18 protein-coding genes are annotated in these 15,467 nt (G+C 74.2%); 6 read left to right on the top strand and 12 right to left on the bottom strand.

Annotation, left to right across the window (positions count from 1 at the left end):
- Positions 1-34 precede the first annotated feature (34 nt).
- On the top strand, positions 35-307 hold the full coding sequence (locus MF605_RS09475; protein WP_134415759.1) for a GlsB/YeaQ/YmgE family stress response membrane protein: 273 nt from the start codon (positions 35-37) through the stop codon (positions 305-307).
- Between the two features lie 112 nt (positions 308-419).
- Here the strand turns inward: MF605_RS09475 and MF605_RS09470 are convergent, their stop codons facing one another.
- The 4 genes from MF605_RS09470 to infC form a co-directional block, all read right to left on the bottom strand.
- Entirely contained in the window at positions 420-1,316 is an 897-nt protein-coding gene (locus MF605_RS09470) for a TrmH family RNA methyltransferase (RefSeq protein WP_134415757.1), read from the bottom strand.
- A 137-nt stretch (positions 1,317-1,453) separates the two neighbouring features.
- On the bottom strand, positions 1,454-1,840 hold the full coding sequence (gene rplT, locus MF605_RS09465) for a 50S ribosomal protein L20 (RefSeq protein WP_002853696.1): 387 nt from the start codon (positions 1,838-1,840) through the stop codon (positions 1,454-1,456).
- An 89-nt stretch (positions 1,841-1,929) separates the two neighbouring features.
- A complete protein-coding gene (gene rpmI, locus MF605_RS09460; protein WP_002853699.1) occupies positions 1,930-2,124 on the bottom strand; it encodes a 50S ribosomal protein L35 in 195 nt (64 codons plus the stop codon).
- A 104-nt stretch (positions 2,125-2,228) separates the two neighbouring features.
- A complete protein-coding gene (gene infC / locus MF605_RS09455; protein ID WP_240335717.1) occupies positions 2,229-3,203 on the bottom strand; it encodes a translation initiation factor IF-3 in 975 nt (324 codons plus the stop codon).
- A gap of 376 nt (positions 3,204-3,579) precedes the next feature.
- Here infC and MF605_RS09450 point away from each other — a divergent pair, with 376 nt between their 5' ends.
- Positions 3,580-3,951 carry a DUF1844 domain-containing protein gene (locus tag MF605_RS09450; protein ID WP_036313345.1) on the top strand — a complete coding sequence of 124 codons (372 nt, stop codon included), beginning with the start codon at positions 3,580-3,582 and terminating at the stop codon, positions 3,949-3,951.
- A gap of 67 nt (positions 3,952-4,018) precedes the next feature.
- Here MF605_RS09450 and MF605_RS09445 read toward each other — a convergent pair whose 3' ends face one another.
- A complete protein-coding gene (locus MF605_RS09445; protein WP_012750967.1) occupies positions 4,019-4,495 on the bottom strand; it encodes a hypothetical protein in 477 nt (158 codons plus the stop codon).
- Between the two features lie 365 nt (positions 4,496-4,860).
- Here MF605_RS09445 and MF605_RS09440 point away from each other — a divergent pair, with 365 nt between their 5' ends.
- Positions 4,861-5,109, top strand: a complete 249-nt coding sequence (locus tag MF605_RS09440; protein ID WP_002854852.1) for a WhiB family transcriptional regulator — start codon at positions 4,861-4,863, stop codon at positions 5,107-5,109.
- Between the two features lie 62 nt (positions 5,110-5,171).
- On the opposite strand, the gene MF605_RS09435 is transcribed toward MF605_RS09440, so the two are convergent.
- Genes MF605_RS09435 through MF605_RS09425 form a run of 3 tightly spaced genes read right to left on the bottom strand, consistent with a single transcriptional unit; the run spans position 5,172 to position 8,883 of the window.
- On the bottom strand, positions 5,172-6,680 hold the full coding sequence (locus tag MF605_RS09435) for a sensor histidine kinase (RefSeq protein WP_134415753.1): 1,509 nt from the start codon (positions 6,678-6,680) through the stop codon (positions 5,172-5,174).
- A complete protein-coding gene (locus tag MF605_RS09430) occupies positions 6,650-8,233 on the bottom strand; it encodes a tyrosine-protein kinase family protein (RefSeq protein WP_134415751.1) in 1,584 nt (527 codons plus the stop codon). Before MF605_RS09430 ends, MF605_RS09435 begins: the two co-directional genes overlap by 31 nt.
- A gap of 2 nt (positions 8,234-8,235) precedes the next feature.
- On the bottom strand, positions 8,236-8,883 hold the full coding sequence (locus MF605_RS09425; RefSeq protein ID WP_123244131.1) for a CpaB family protein: 648 nt from the start codon (positions 8,881-8,883) through the stop codon (positions 8,236-8,238).
- A gap of 225 nt (positions 8,884-9,108) precedes the next feature.
- Between MF605_RS09425 and MF605_RS09420 the strand changes: the two genes are divergently transcribed.
- The gene (locus MF605_RS09420; RefSeq protein ID WP_123244132.1) at positions 9,109-9,333 is read left to right on the top strand and encodes a helix-turn-helix domain-containing protein; all 225 of its coding nucleotides are present in this window, start codon (positions 9,109-9,111) and stop codon (positions 9,331-9,333) included.
- A gap of 15 nt (positions 9,334-9,348) precedes the next feature.
- On the opposite strand, the gene MF605_RS09415 is transcribed toward MF605_RS09420, so the two are convergent.
- On the bottom strand, positions 9,349-9,906 hold the full coding sequence (locus MF605_RS09415; RefSeq protein WP_036383497.1) for a hypothetical protein: 558 nt from the start codon (positions 9,904-9,906) through the stop codon (positions 9,349-9,351).
- A gap of 156 nt (positions 9,907-10,062) precedes the next feature.
- On the opposite strand from MF605_RS09415, the gene MF605_RS09410 reads away from it, so the two are divergent.
- Positions 10,063-10,815, top strand: a complete 753-nt coding sequence (locus tag MF605_RS09410) for a LysM peptidoglycan-binding domain-containing protein (RefSeq protein WP_044659782.1) — start codon at positions 10,063-10,065, stop codon at positions 10,813-10,815.
- 50 nt (positions 10,816-10,865) lie between these two features.
- Positions 10,866-11,378: an Rv3235 family protein gene (locus MF605_RS09405; protein ID WP_052833459.1), complete on the top strand. Its 513-nt coding sequence runs from the start codon at positions 10,866-10,868 to the stop codon at positions 11,376-11,378.
- Positions 11,379-11,465: 87 nt separating this feature from the next.
- On the opposite strand, the gene secA is transcribed toward MF605_RS09405, so the two are convergent.
- The 3 genes from secA to MF605_RS09390 form a co-directional block, all read right to left on the bottom strand.
- Positions 11,466-14,201 (bottom strand): preprotein translocase subunit SecA, encoded by a 2,736-nt coding sequence (gene secA / locus MF605_RS09400; protein WP_123244134.1) that lies wholly within the window; start codon positions 14,199-14,201, stop codon positions 11,466-11,468.
- 174 nt (positions 14,202-14,375) lie between these two features.
- A complete protein-coding gene (gene hpf / locus MF605_RS09395) occupies positions 14,376-15,053 on the bottom strand; it encodes a ribosome hibernation-promoting factor, HPF/YfiA family (protein WP_041105232.1) in 678 nt (225 codons plus the stop codon).
- A 149-nt stretch (positions 15,054-15,202) separates the two neighbouring features.
- The coding region (locus tag MF605_RS09390; protein WP_242821277.1) for a phosphoribosyltransferase family protein at positions 15,203-15,467 on the bottom strand (265 nt) is incomplete at its 5' end.

Genomic DNA, 15,467 nt, shown 5'->3' with positions numbered 1-15,467 from the left:
ACGTCAGATTCGCAACCCGAAAGGAACCATCATCATGGGCATCTTTGGCTGGATCGTGCTTGGTCTCATCGCCGGCGCCATCGCTCGCGCCATCCTCCCCGGACGTCAGGGCGGCGGGTGGCTCGGCGCCCTCCTCACCGGCATCGTCGGCGCTCTCCTCGGCGGCTGGATCGCCTCCCTGCTGTTCGACTTCGACGTGAACGAGAAGTTCTTCGATCTGGGCACCTGGATCTTCGCGATCATCGGCGGCGTTATCGTCGCCGCAGTGTGGCAGGCAATCACCCGCCGCACCGGCACCCGCGCCTGAGTGAGCTGAGCGGCCCGGGTTCCACCCGGGAACACGCAGATGGGGCGGGGATCCACGTGGATCCCCGCCCCATCTGCGTCTCCGGACGGCTGCCGCCGCCTCGTGCGCCCCGTCAGCCGGCGCGCCGTGCCCCCGCCATCGCGGACGAGTACAGGCACACCGTGGCGGCGGTCCCCACGTTCAGGGACTCCGCGGCCCCATACAGCGGCACCGCCACCCGGCGGTCCGCCAGCGCGAGCTCGCCGCCGTCCAGGCCCTGGGCCTCGTTGCCGAACAGCCACGCGGTCGGCGCGGCGACCACGCCGGGGGCGAGGGCGTCGAGCCGATCCGAGCCGTAGCCGTCGGCGGCCCACACCTGCAGGCCTGCGGCCCGGGCGGCGGCCGCGGCCGCCTCTGCGGGGACGGCGGTGACCACGGGCAGGTGGAACAGCGACCCGGCGGTGGACCGGACCACCTTGGGGTTGAACGGGTCGACGGAGCCCGGCGTGAGGACCACCGCGTCCGCCCCGGCCGCGTCCGCGGCTCGGATGACCGTGCCGGCGTTCCCCGGGTCCTGCACGCGGCACAGCACGGCGGCCAGGCGCGCCTCCCCGAGGACCGCTTCGACGGCCTGCGGCTCCGGCATCCGCGCCACGGCGACGATGTCCTGCCCCGTCACGGCGTCGGCCATGGCGGTGAGCACCTCGTCGCTGGCCTGGCGCACCAGGACGCACTCACCACCCGGCGTCGGGCGGTCCCGGACGCGCGCCACGAGCTCGGCCAGCGCGGGGTCCCGGTCCACGAGTCCGACGGACATGTACACCTGGGTCAGCACCCGCCCCGCGCGCCACTGCCCCGCGGCGGCCTCCGGCCCCTCCCCCAGGTGGGCGCGCAGGGCCTCGCGGCAGGCCTGCGGCCCCTCGACGAGGAACGTGCCCGTCCGGCGTCGGGCGGAGCGGCCCGCCAGGGCTGCCACCGCGCGCACGCGCTCGGCGCGGGGATGGGTCATCGGCTCGGCGTGCGGGGTCATGGGGTCTTTCTGGTCGGGGCTCAGCTGCGGATGCGCAGACGCCGACGGGGCGGGCCTCGGTGGAGGACCCGCCCCGTCGGCGGTGGTGTTCACGCCTGGGACGTGGTGGTGGGGGCCCTCAAGGCCCCGGAGCCGGCTCAGCGGGAGGCGGCGGGGGCGTTCACGTCTGCGGGCAGCGCCTCGCGGGCGGTCTTCACCAGCACGGCGAAGGTCGCGGCGTCGGAGACGGCGATCTCGGCCAGCATGCGGCGGTCCACCTCGACGCCGGCCAGCTTGAGGCCCTGCATGAATCGGTTGTAGGTCATGCCGTTGGCGCGGGCGGCCGCGTTGATGCGGGTGATCCACAGGCGACGGAAGTCACCCTTGCGCTTGTGGCGATGCTGGTAGTTGTAGGTGAACGAGTGGAGCATCTGCTCCTTCGCCTTGCGGTACAGGCGAGACCGCTGGCCGCGGTAGCCGGAGGCGCGCTCCAGCATGGTCCGACGCTTCTTGTGGGCGTTCACTGCCCGCTTCACACGTGCCACGTGCGTACTCCAATCTGTGTGGTCCCCGGGGCGCGCACTGGCGCGTCACGGCCGAGGAGGAAGGGGTTCCGGCGAGGCCGGAGGGGGTGTCAGATGCCGAGCATCCGCTTGATCTGCTTGATGCTGCCCTTGGAGACGAGCTGGTCGCCCTTGAGACGGCGGGTCAGGCGCGAGGACTTGTGCTCCAGGTAGTGGCGGCGGTTCGCCTGCTGGCGCATGATCTTGCCGGAGCCGGTCACGCGGAAGCGCTTCTTGGCACCGCTGTGGGTCTTCATCTTCGGCATGGCTGCCGTTCTCCTTCACTCATCGCTGCCGTGCGCGGCGCGCACGGCAGTGCTGGTCACCCCGGTCCGTCCGGACCGGGCTGGTCTGTGGCGACCCCGGGGGGTCAGGCCCGAGGACCGGGCTTGGGGGCACCGCCGCGGGGGGCGGCGGGCTTGGGCGGGGCCGGCATCGGCTTGGCCGCCGGCTTCGGAGCCGACGACGGCGCGGCCGGCTTGGCGGCGGACCGCGGCTTCGGCGTGGCAGCCGGCGCAGCCGAGGACTGCGGCTTCGGCGTCGCGGCCGGCTTCGGGGCCGATGCGGGCGTGGCGCTGGAGGCCGGCTTCGCAGCCGGGGCGGCCGCGGCCGGGCGGGGAGCCGCCGGGGCCGGGGTCTTCGGCGCCTGCGTCGTCTCGGCCGGGGCCGCGGAGGCGTTCTCCTGCGTCCGGGCGGCCATGGCCTTCAGCTGCTCGGGGAACGCATCCCCGACCGAATTCCGCACCGGGGCGGAGTCGGACGCCGCCTTCTGCGCGGCGCGCTCCTTGGCCTCGCGGGCGGCCTGGTCGCGACGCGAACCGCCGCCCTGACGCTCGCGGTGGCTCTCGGCCGAGTTCTTGCGCTGGTCCGCCCGCGCATCGGCCTTGGTGCGCAGCGGGGCGACCACCATCACCATGTTGCGGCCGTCCTGGCGCGGCTGCGATTCGACGGTGCCCAGCTCGGCGACGTCCTCGGCGAACTGCTGCAGCAGCTTGATGCCGAGTTCGGGACGCTGCTGCTCACGGCCGCGGAACTGGATGATGGCCTTGACCTTGTCGCCCTGGCTCAGGAACTTCTTGGCGTGGCCGGTCTTGGTCTCGTAGTCGTGCTTGTCGATCTTCAGGCGGAAGCGGACCTCCTTGAGGACCGTGTTCACCTGGTTCTTGCGCGACTCACGGGCCTTCACCGCGGCCTCGTACTTGTACTTGCCGAAATCCATCAGCTTGCACACCGGAGGCTTGGCCGTGGGGGCCACCTCCACGAGATCCAGGTCCGCCTCGGCGGCGAGCCGGAGGGCGTCCTCGACGCGGACGATACCGACCTGTTCGCCGTTCGGGCCGACCAGGCGGACTTCCGGAACGCGGATACGCTCGTTGATGCGGGGATCGCTGATGGTGCTGCTCCTCTGTGTGAGACGACGGGTGACCCCGCGCCCACCGGAGGGGCCCTCGGAAACGAGGAAGGCCTCCCCTGCGCGGACGCAGACGGAGGCCTCGACACGATCCCGTCGGACGGGACCCTCGGTGCGGGCTGCGCGCCACGACGCGGCGGTCCCGACCGGCGACCCGGCAACTCGGCCCGGGGCGAACCGGACATCCTGCTGGCGCGGGTGGGAGAGAGGCCTCCACTTTGCTGCTCCTGGCCCGTGCATGCCCGCCCCGGGGTCACCGGATGACGAGGTCTTGCGCGGACCACGAGTGGTCTATGGGAAGCTTACCACCATGACAGACGAACGTCAGGCCCAGGACGCCACCCCCATGGACGCCCCCGCCGAGATCCGCGACATCCACGAGGTCCCCGCCGTCGAGGTCATCACGACCACCGCCGTGCACCTGATGACCGCCGCCGCCGTCAAGTGCGGCCTGGCCGACTCCCCCGACGCCCGCGAGCTCATCGATCTCGACGAGGCCCGCAAGCTCATCACGGCCCTCGCCGGGCTGGTCACGGCCGCGGCCCCCGAGATCGGCAGCCAGCACGCCGGACCGCTGCGCGACGGGCTGCGCTCGCTGCAGCTGGCGTTCCGTGAGGCCTCCCCGTTCCCGGACGCCCCGGGCAAGGGCCCCGGCGAGAAGTTCACCGGCCCGGTGAACTGACCACGGCCCCGATGACGACGACGGCGCGCCCCTGGCCGGGGGCGCGCCGTCGTCGTCGGGGCGGGGCTCAGGCGTCCGTCGAGGCCTCCGGGGCGGGGGCGAGATGCCGGGTGACCGGCGTCGTGAAGAGGGTGAGCAGCGCGACGCCGGAGACCGCGAGCAGCGGCCCACCCAGAGCAGCGGCGTCCACGCTGAAGAGCCACGAGGACAGGAGCACACTGAAGAGCTGGATCGCGACGGCGGCGCCGCGGCTCCACGCCCGACCGCGCAGCAGGGCGACGGCGGTCGCGAGGATCCACAGGGCGAGCAGCGCGTAGATGACGATCAGCATCACGCGGGCGCCGGCCGGGAGCACCCCGTCCGCCGCATGCACCACCGCGTCCACGGCGAACCAGAGGAGCGCACCCCCCTCGAGCACGAGCGCCGCGGCGACCACGAGGACGGCCACCGGCAGGCCCCGTCCGGGGCGGGGCGGGACCGTCGTCGCGTCGGCGCCCGACGACTCGGACGGGGCGACGGGGTCGGGGCGGCGGGACTGTGCCATGGGGCCTCTCCTGCGGACGGCTGCGGGGACGGACGTGTCCCCCACGGTACGCCGGGCGGCGCGCGGACCACGTCCGCGGCGGCGCCTCGGTCAGGGCATGGTGTGACGAAGGACTCGCAGTGCAGCGCGGTGATGCACCTCATTCACCTCTTGTTCACTCGTGAGGGCCGTGCGAGGATGGCATGCGAGAGATTTCCGGGGGCCGCGTTCGTACGAAGGCGGTCCCCGTTGCAATGACCAGGGTCGCCCTCCGTATCGGTCGTGCCGCGCGTCGTCCGCGCCGGCCCCCGCGCCCGCCGCCGGCGGAGGCCGTGACCACCGGCGCCCGCGGGCTCCGGTTCTTCCGACAGAAAGTGAGCGGACCGATGGATTGGCGCAGTAAAGCAGCGTGCCTGGACAAGGACCCGGAGCTGTTCTTCCCGGTGGGCAACACCGGCCCCGCCCTCCTGCAGATCGAGGAGGCCAAGGCGGTGTGCCGCTCGTGTGAGGTCGTGGACACGTGCCTGAAGTGGGCCATGGAGTCCGGCCAGGACTCGGGCGTCTGGGGCGGCATGAGCGAGGACGAGCGGCGCGCCATGAAGCGCCGCGCCGCGCGTGCCCGCCGCGCCTCCTGACCCACCCGGACCACCGGCCCCGTCGACGACGTCGACGGGGCCGTCCTCAAGCCCGGCCGGGTTCACGTCAGGGGCAGTCGCAGCACGACGCGCGTGCCGCCGTCGTCGGACCGCTCCCAGCGCAGGGTGCCGCGCAGGTCCCCCTCCACGAGCGAGTGCACGATGCGCAGGCCGAGCCCCGATCCCTCGCCCGCGCGGGGAGACTCCCCCGGCACCCATCCGTCGGGGGCGGCGGGGCCGCCGTCCGTCACGGACACGACCAGCACCGTTCCCGCGGGGGTCGACTCGCGGTCGGCGTGCAGGCCCACGCAGCCACCGCCCGGCGCCGTGCCGTGCTCGACGGCGTTGGCCGCCAGCTCATTGAGCACCAGCGCCAGCGGCGTGGTCACGTGGGAGGGCAGTTCACCGAACTCGCCCGTGACCGCGACCTGCAGCGGCCGCCCGTCCCCGGCCACCTCGACGGCCAGGCGGAACTGCCGCTGCAGCAGACCGTCCACGGGGACCTGGTCCTCGATCTCCTCGCTCAGCGTCTGGTGGACGAGGGCGATCGTGTCCACCCGCTGCATCGCCTGACGCAGCGCACGCTCCGCCTCGGGCGAGGACGTGCGCCGCGCCTGCATGCGCAGCAGCGATCCCACGGTCTGCAGGTTGTTCTTGACGCGGTGGTGGATCTCGCGGATGGTCGCGTCCTTGGTGAGCAGACGCTGCTCCTGGCGGCGCAGCTCGGTCACGTCGCGCAGCAGCAGCAGCGCCCCCTGCCAGCCGTCCGGACCGAGCAGGGGGACGGAGCGCACCGTGAGGGACGCCCCGCCGGACTGCACCTCCCGCCGTCCGGCACGCAGCCCGGTGAGCACGGCCCACGTCCCCTCGTCGGTGGGCACACGGGCGGCGTCGGTGCTGGCCAGGACGTCGGTGAGCCGGTGCCCCTCGAGGGTCGAGGCGATGCCCAGCCGGCGCAGGGCGGAGACCGCGTTGGGACTGGTGAACTCGGCGACCGAGTCCGGCCCGAGCACGACGAGGCCGTCCCCCACCCGCGGCGTGCCGCCCGCCCAGAGGCCGGGAGGCTCCTCGGGCGCCGGCCAGCGGCCGTGCTGCATCATGTCCAGCAGGGTGCTGGCCGTCCGGCTGTAGTTCTCCTCGATCACCGAGCGCGCCGGCCGGCCGTTCGGGTCCGCGTGCGCGGAGACGACCGCGATGACCCTCCCGGCCCGGACCACCGGCCACAGACGCACCTGCAGCGTGCCTCCCGGGGCCTCGACGGGGCCGGCCCCCTCGGCCCGCTCCCCGCCATGCCACGTCTGCCCGACGACGGCCCGCAGGTCCGCGCGGGCGCGCGAGCCCACGATGTCGCGGTGGAAGAGGGTGGGAGCGGTGAAGGGCCGGACCTGGGCGAGCGCGACGAACCCTCCGGCCTCGTCGCGGCGGGGCACGGGGCACCAGAGCACGAGGTCCGCGAGCGCCAGGTCTGCCACCAGCTGCCAGTCCCCCACGAGCCGCTGCAGCCAGGCGCGGTCCTCGTCTCCGATGTCCGGGTGCGACGTCAGGGGGTCCTGCGCGAGCGAACTGACCATGGGATCAGGGTACGGCGACGTGCCGGGCGGCCCGTGTCCGTGGCGTCGCGAGCGGCGTCGGAGGACGCGGCGGCGATGGCCTGTGGGGGCCGTGCGCGGTGCCGTCCGCGGCGGGCGGGGCGGGCAGGGACACCGGCCAGCGTGGCGAGGGCGCGACGCAGCGGGCTGTTCGGAGCGGCCTCGGCGAGCACCTGGCCGGCGAGCAGCGCGGGGTCCGCGGCGGCCGGGTCCCACGGCAGGAACGCCTCCAGCGGCGTGGCCGGCGAGGCGTAGCGGTTCCAGACGGCCTCGACCTGCCCGCGCGGGGCGACGCCGGCGGCGGCGGGCCGGAGCCGGTTGACCACGACGCGCAGCCGTGCCGCCGGGGCCGCCTCCGCCAGCTCCTCGACCCCGCGGACCAGGCGGGGCAGCGCGACGGCGTCCGGCCCGCCGACCGCGATGACCTCGTCGGCCGCGGCGAGCGCCGCCAGGGTCGCACCGTTGCGCTGGGGGGCGGGCACGTCGAAGGACAGTTCCTCGTCCTGCTCGAGACCGAACCCGACGTCGACGACCACGCGGTCCCAGTGTTCCCTGGCGGCCGCGATCAGCGCGGAGACGGCGGCGGGGCGCAGCTCGGGCCACCGGTCCACGCGGGTGAGCCCCGTCAGAACCGTCAGGTCCGCGCCGGCGACGCGGACGCGGACGCCCGCGGCCGCCAGGTCGGCAGCGCCCAGTCGGCCGTGGTCGGCCCGCCGCACGGCCCGCGACACGCCGGCCGACTCCTCCGTCAGCCCCAGGTGCACACCGACGGCGGGGCCGTACGTGTCCAGGTCGACCAGCAGCGTGTTCCGGCCGGCCACGGCGTGCTCGGCGGCGAGGTTCACGGCGACGGTGGTGCGTCCCGGGGCGCCGGTGGGACCCCACACCACGGTCACCAGGGACTCCCGCGCGGGTGCGGTCGGTTCGCCCTCCTCCGGAGAGGGTGCGGGGTCGGCTCCCTCGCCCGCGGTGGCGGGGCCGTCGTCGGGGGTGGCCGCGGCGGGGGCGGCGCCCGGCCCGGCGTCGTCGGGCTCGTCGGCGTCGCGCCAGGGGTCCGTGAGGCCGGGCACCTCGTCCGCGCCGAGCGTCTCCAGGGTGATCGGCAGGTCGTCGAGGTCCTCGGCGTGATCCCGGGCGTGGTCGGCGTCCTCCCCGTGCGAGGTCTCCGGCCGGCGGCCCTCCGCGGCGGCGCTCGCGGACTCCACGACGACGGCCGCGATCTGCTCGGGGTCGGCGTCGGCGCGCACGCAGGGCACCCCCATGCTGCGGAGACGACGCCGCTCGGCACGGACCTCGCTGAGCGCCGCCACGCCCACGGGTCGGGGCAGCCGGGCCGTCTCCTCCAGGAAGGCGGCGGTGAGGGACTCGGTGTCCCCGGCCACGAGGACCGCGTCCACGAGACCGGAGCGGGCGATGGCGAGCAGCTCGGCGATGTCCTCGGCCCGGCGGAGGACCGTGATGTCCGTCTGGTGCCGCTCGAGCGGGCCGATGTGGTCCAGGCCCGGCTGGACGGTGGTGGCCAGGGCGATGCGCACGGTCAGCGCACCCCGTGGGCCGGCACGAGGGTGACCCGCGCGTCCTTCACCTTCGCGTCCACGATGCGCGGCAGGGTCTCCTTTGGTGCCAGCAGCTGCACCCGGGTGGTGCCCGAGCCGCCGAAGCCGTTCTGCTCCGCCGTGACCTCGGAGATCTCGAGCGCCTCGGCCAGCCGGGCCGGGTCTGCATGGCCGCGGCCTCCCTCCGCCGGCATGGCCACCCAGACGTCCACGCGGTCTCCCACGCCCACGCCGGACGGCAGCGGCTCGTCCAGGGCCACCCCGACGGGACGACGGCCGTCCGGGTCCGCGTCCACCAGTGCCGCCGCCGGCAGCAGCTCACCGGCCCGGACAGTCCCGGAGACCATCCGCCCCTCGGGAGCCGGAGCATCGGCGCTGAGGTACCGCTCGCCGGCCTCGCTGAGGTTCACCTCCACGGGGCGCAGGTCCCCGGACGCGATGGGTGTGCCCGGGGGCAGGTCCTCCGCAGCCGTCCAGTACGCTGCGGTCCGCTGGGCGGAGGCGACCAGCGCCACGACGCCGGCGATCGAGGCGAGGACGAGCACGAGACCGACGAGGAGCCGGGGATCCCGCCAGCGGGGCCGGCGCAGACGGCCGCCCTCGGCGGACGCGGACATGGTCGTGGACACCGGATGTTCCCCCCTTCGGACCGGCCCCTCGGGCCGCCGCGGCCCCGGCACCCCGTCGGTGTCGGCCCCTCCGCGCTGCGCCCAGAGTAACCACAGGGGCCGTGGATCGCCGGATCCGCCGCGTACGCTGTGGAAAAGTGTCGCCTCCGGGTGTTCCCGGGGTTGAATGGGTCGACGTCGTGGGCCGCCCGCGACCGTCCTGGACGCCTCGACCGAAGGAGCACCGTGCAGCGCTTTCTCACCCTGACCGACGTCGCGGAGACCCTGAACATCTCCGGTCAGGCCGCCCGTGCCCTGGTCCGCTCGGGTGAGCTGCAGGCCATCCAGGTCGGGGGCCGCGGTCAGTGGCGCATCGAGCTGTCCTGGCTCGAGGACTACGTGGAACGTCAGAAGGAAGTGACGCGCGCCCGCGTCCGGGAGTGGACCGAGGCGGACGCGCAGGCCCGCTGAGCCCACACGGTCTGCTCAGGCGGGGCGCAGCGCGGTCCGGACCGTCCCCAGCGCCCCGAACGGGATGACGAGCCGCCCGCGGACGGCCGCGGCCCGCCGGGCCTCGTCCCGCGGGTGGCGGGCGATGTCGAGGTGGTCGCCGCCGACCCGGTCCACGGTGCCCTCCGCCAGCGCCGCGCCGAGGCGTCCCGTCACCGCCACCGGCTGGCGCGTCCGCGCGATGCCGCGCAGCACCGTCCCCCAGCCGGCCGCGGCGAGCTCGGGCGCGGCCACGGCCCGGGTCAGGTCGGCCTCCACGGCCGCCACGCAGTCCACCGCGACGATCGCCGATCCCGAGCCGTCGACGTGCACGCCGACCCAGCCCTGGCCCACCGTGTGCACCACGCCGTCCACGACCTCGCCCCAGGCCAGGTGGAGCCGGACCTGCCGCCCTCGGGCTCCGCGCAGGCGGTCGGCCAGGGACAGCGCCATCCACTCCGCTCGGGTCAGCTCCGCGGCCTCGGCCACCGTCTCCTGCCAGCCGAGGTCGGCCCAGTGCGCCTCCAGGTCGTCGAAGAGTCCGTTCCACCGCATGCGCTCAGCATAGGAGGCTCAGCGCCGGACATCGGTCGTCATCAAACATCATCAAACATCACTCTTGACACCTATCGGCCCGTGCAGTTCACTGTGATCATCATCACCGGCCTGATCGCGGGATCCCGGCCGGACGGACGCACAGGAGGGGAATCCATGGAGCGCTCGACATCACCGGCCGGCCCGGCCCCGACCCGTCCGGTCGACGCGGCGGACGCCGTCGGCCTCACCGTCCTGCTTCTGGCCGGTCCCGGTCTGCTCGCCTGTGCCGCGGCGCTGCTGCAGACGGGCACCAGCGCGCCCGGGGCGGAACTGACCCGCGTGCTGGGCCTCGGTGCCGGTCTCGCCGGGCTCGGACTGCTCGCATGGTGGGCGGTGGGCCTGATCGGGCTGGCGCTCGTCGCGCTGGGGCGCCGCGCGGGTCGGCCGGCCTGGGCCCGCCTGGGCCGGAGCCTCACTCCCGCCCTGCTCGGACGCGTGGCAGGCGCCGTCGTCGGTGCCCAGCTGCTCGCGGCACCGGCCGCGTGGGCGGACGCGGCTCATCCCGTGCCGGACGCCTCCTGGACCGTGGCTGCGGTGCCTGCGCACGCCACCGGCGTCGAGGCCCCGGCGCCGGACGCCGCGTGGACGCCCCGGCCCCCGGCGCCGGCCCCACCGGGCGCCGGCACCGGCCGTGCGGATCCGGACCACCCGACCGTCACCGTCCGGCGCGGCGACTGCCTGTGGCACCTCGCCGCCGCCGAGCTCGGCCCGGACGCGACCCCCCGAGAGATCGACGCCCGCTGGCGCCGCTGGTACGAGGCCAACCGACGGGTGATCGGCGACGACCCGCACCTGCTGCTGCCCGGCACCGTGCTGACCTCCCCCGTGTTCACCCCGCACGCCGGCGTGGACGGACCACGGCCATGACATCCACGACCCTGCACTCCCCCGCTTCGCCTCGTCCTCAGGAGACCGCCATGACCACCCTCGCCACCCGCCCCCGCGCCGCTTCCGACCGGCGCACCGCCGACACCCTCCTCCACGGGCCCGCCCACAGCCCCGCAGTCCTGCCCCGCGGTGAGGAGATCGCCCGGCGGGCCCGCACCGAACAGGGGCGCGAGGAGCTGCGCCGCGTCCGCTCGCTCGCCGCCGTGATCGCCGTCGCCTGCGTCGAGGTCGAGACGGGCCGCCGTGCCCTGCGGGACCTCTCCGGCTGGCTCTCGCCCGAGGTCCTGGACAAGTTGACCCGTCGCATGGAGCTGCTGGGCGCCGTCGCGCCGACCGGGCCCGGTCGACGGCCCTCCGCGGCCGTCCCGCCCCGGACGCCCAAGTCCGCACCCCGCCCGGTGGGTGCCCGCGTGTGCGAGGTCGCGCCCGGCCGGGTGGAGGCCAGCGCGACGGTGCTGTGGGAGGGCCGGGCCCGGGCCTTCGCGCTCCGACTCGAGCGGCGGCTCAGCCGGTGGAAGGTGACGTCGGTCGAGATCGGCTGAGCCGGATCGTCCCGTCGGACTGACGAGCGAGGGCCCGGAGACCTGGAGGTCTGCGGGCCCTCGTCCTGCGTCGTGGCAGGATGCCGGTCAGCCGCGGCGGCCGCGGCGCTCCGCCTGACGGCGGGAGCGGCGGTTCGTGCCCGCCGCGACCGTGGCGCCGGAGTCCGTGCCGCTGCGGGTGACCGCGCTCTGCCCGTCCTCGGACGGACCGGTGAAACGCAGCTGCGCCGGCTGCTGCGGGGCGTCGATGCCCTCCACGGAGATCTGCGGGGCCATCGTCACGGCGCGGGCGTCCTGGACGCCGGGCAGCGACGTCGACGCGGGGGCCGCACTGATCTGCGCCTGGAACAGCGTGCGCACGGCGTCCTCGCGGATGGCGGCGAGCATGTTCTGGAACATCGTGTAGCCCTCGCGCTGGTACTCCACGAGGGGCTCGCGCTGGGCCATCGCGCGCAGCCCGATGCCCTCCTTGAGGTAGTCCATCTCGTAGAGATGCTCCTGCCAGCGGCGCCCGATGGTGGCGAGCACCACGCGACGCTCCGCCTCCCGCAGCGCCTCGGACCCCACCTGCGCCTCCCGGTCCTCGTACGCCAGGAGCGCATCGGAGACGAGTTCGCGCTTGAGGACCTCGGCCTTGAGCCGGCCCCGGCCGCCGACCTCGTCGAGGACGTCCTCCTGCGAGATGCCCACGGGGTAGAGCTCTGCCAGGTCCCGCCACAGCTGGTCGAGGTCCCAGTCGGTGGCGTGGCCCTCCTCGGTGGCCGCGTCCACGATGTTCCCGACGGCGTCCTCCACGAAGCGGCGCACCCGGTCCTGCAGGTCCTCCCCCTCGAGGATGGAACGGCGGTCCGTGTAGATGGCCTCGCGCTGGCGGTTCATCACGTCGTCGTACTTGAGCACGTTCTTGCGCTGCTCGGCGTTGCGCCCCTCGACCTGCGCCTGCGCGTTCTGGATCGCCTTCGAGACGAAGCCGAACTCGAGCGCCATGTCGTCCGGGATCGACGGGCTGTTCATGATCCGCTGGGCCACGCCCGGGTTGAAGTTGCGCATGAGCTCGTCCGTGAGGGAGAGGTAGAACCGGGACTCGCCCGGGTCGCCCTGACGGCCGGAACGACCGCGCAGCTGGTTGTCGATGCGGCGCGAGTCGTGGCGCTCGGTGCCCACCACGTACAGGCCGCCGGCCTCGATGACCGCGCGGTGCGCGTCCTCCACGGCGGCCTCGGCCTGCGCCAGCACCTCGGGCCAGCGGGCCTCGTACGCCTCCGGGTCCTCGGCGGCGTCGAGGCCCAGCTCCTGCATGCGGGCCACCGCCGTGAACTCGGCGTTGCCGCCGAGCATGATGTCGGTGCCGCGGCCGGCCATGTTGGTGGCCACGGTGACGGCGCCCGGGCGGCCGGCCTGCGCCACGATGGCGGCCTCGCGGGCGTGGTTCTTCGCGTTCAGGACCTCGTGGCGGACGCCGCGCTTGGCCAGCAGCGTGGAGAGGTACTCGGACTTCTCCACCGAGGTGGTGCCCACCAGGACCGGTTGGCCCTTCGCGTGCCGCTCGGCGATGTCGTCGACGACGGCGTCGAACTTGACCTTCTCGTTCTTGTACACCACGTCGTTGCGGTCCACGCGCTGTCGCTCCCGGTTCGGCGGGATCACGACGACGCCGAGGCCGTAGGTCGACGTGAACTCGGCGGCCTCCGTCTCGGCGGTGCCCGTCATGCCGGCGAGCTTCTCGTAGCCGCGGAAGTAGTTCTGCAGGGTCACCGTGGCCAGCGTCTGGTTCTCGGGCTTGACCTCGACGCCCTCCTTGGCCTCGATGGCCTGGTGGAGCCCCTCGTTGTAGCGGCGTCCCTTGAGCACGCGGCCCGTGTGCTCGTCGACGATCTGCACCTCGCCGTCGAGGACCACGTAGTGCTTGTCCCGCTTGAACAGCTCCTTGGCCTTGACCGCGTTGTTCAGGAACTGGATGAGCGTGGTGTTCTGCGTCTCGTACAGGTTCGTGATGCCGAGGTGGTCCTCGACCTTCTCGATGCCGGGGCCGAGGATGCCGACGGTGCGCTTCTTGTGGTCCACCTCGTAGTCCGTGTCCGCCTCGAGGCGGCGCACCAGCCGGGCGAACTCGCCGTACCACCGGTTGGCCTCTCCCTGGGCGGGGCCGGAGATGATCAGCGGGGTGCGGGCCTCGTCGATGAGGATCGAGTCCACCTCGTCGACGATCGCGTAGTGGTGCTCACGCTGCACGAGCTCGTCGAGGGACCAGGCCATGTTGTCCCGGAGGAAGTCGAAGCCGAACTCGTTGTTCGTGCCGTAGGTGATGTCCGCGGCGTACTGCTCCCGCCGTACGGCCGGGGTCTGGCCCGCCACGATGACGCCCGTCTGCATGCCGAGGAAGCGGAACACGCGGCCCATGAGGTCGGCCTGGTAGGAGGCGAGGAAGTCGTTGACCGTCACCACGTGCACGCCCCTGCCGGACAGCGCGTTGAGGTAGGCCGGAGCGGTGGCCACGAGGGTCTTGCCCTCGCCGGTCTTCATCTCCGCGATGTTGCCCTGGTGCAGCGCGATGCCGCCGAGCAGCTGGACGTCGTAGTGCCGCTGGCCGAGCGTGCGTCCCGCGGCCTCCCGGACCGCGGCGAACGCCTCCGGCAGGAGCAGGTCCAACGACTCGCCGTCCGCATGCCGGGCCCGGAGCGTGTCCGTCTCGGCACGCAGCTCCGCATCGCTGAGCGCCCGGAAGTCGTCCTCGAGGAGGTTCACGGCGTCCACCGTGGCCTGCATACGCTTGAGGACGCGGTTGTCCGAGATCTTCAGGACGCGGTCGATGATCGAAGGCACTGGTTCTCTGCTCCCTTGCGGTGTGGCCGGGGCGGGACGGGATGCCCCTCGCGCTCGGCCGTGGCGCGGTCTCCGGGACAGTGTACGGGCCGAGCCCGGACGGGCCGCGGCGCCCGTCCCGGAGGGGAAGGGCGCCGCGGCGTCAGCAGGTCGTGGTCGACGTCGGCGGGGCGGTCAGTCCTCCCGCGCCTGGTAGGCCCGCTCCCCCTCGGAGGCGGAGACGTGATCCTGCGGGAGGGACTCGTCCAGGCGGATCACGCCGTAGCTCCAGCCCCGACGACGGTAGACCACGGAGGGCACGCCGGTCTCGGCGTTCTGGAAGAGGAAGAAGTCATGACCCACCAACTCCATCGCGTCCACGGCCTCGTCCACGCTCATGGGGGTCGCGGGGAACGCCTTCTGGCGGATGCGCACCGGGGTGCCCACCTCGGGGGCGTCCTGCTCGGCGGCCTCCTCCGCGGCCAGCGCGGCACCCGACGGCGGCAGCGGCGGCACGAATCCGACCTCGCCCGCACCGCGGGAGGCGCCGAGCTTGCCGTGGCGGCGGTCCTTGCGGCGGTCGCGCATGCGCCGCAGGCGCTCGGTCAGTCGGGTGGCGGCCTGGTCGAAGGCTGCCAGCTTGTCGTCCGCGTCGGCCTCGGCCCGCACGACGTCCCGCGGGCCACGGACCGTCAGTTCCACGCGGACCGTCTCGTCCGAGTGCTTGTGGTGGGAGGACTTCGTCACGCGGACCTCGAGCGTGTCGGCGCCCTCGGCGAGCGGCTGGAGGCGCTCGGTGCGCTCGACGACGTGGTCGCGGAAGCTCTCCGGGAGCCTGAGGTTGCGGGCGATGTAGCTGACATCCATGGTCATGGCGTCCTCCTGGTCCGACTCTCACGGGTCCGGCCTCGGGAGGGGAGGTGCGCCTCGGTGTCGCGTCCGCAGGGCGGCGGCGGGTCCGAGGGTGCGACCTCCTTCCAGCCGTCGGCAGGACGGGAACCGTAGGGGCGATTCCGTGCCGTTCACCCTACCCGGGGGCCTGGCCGGGGGCCAGGCTCGGCGGGGTCCCGCGGCGGGGCCACGGCCGCGAGCACGACGGCCCCGACGGGGTGCCCGCCGGCGCGGCGCACCGCCTCCGCGAGCGCGGCGAGGGTGGCGCCGGTGGTGAGGACGTCGTCCACGAGCAGGACGGGCGCGCCGGCCGGCAGCCGCCCGGCGGCGACGCGCCAGTCCCGGGCCCGCCGGCGGCGCTGGCCCGCCCCGGCGCCCGCGTGGGACGGGCCGCCG

It is taken from the genome of Micrococcus luteus (assembly GCF_022664405.1).
GTDB lineage: Bacteria > Actinomycetota > Actinomycetes > Actinomycetales > Micrococcaceae > Micrococcus > Micrococcus luteus.
The sequence above is the reverse complement of the archived record's forward strand: the minus strand, read 5'-3'. Positions and strand labels throughout refer to the sequence as shown.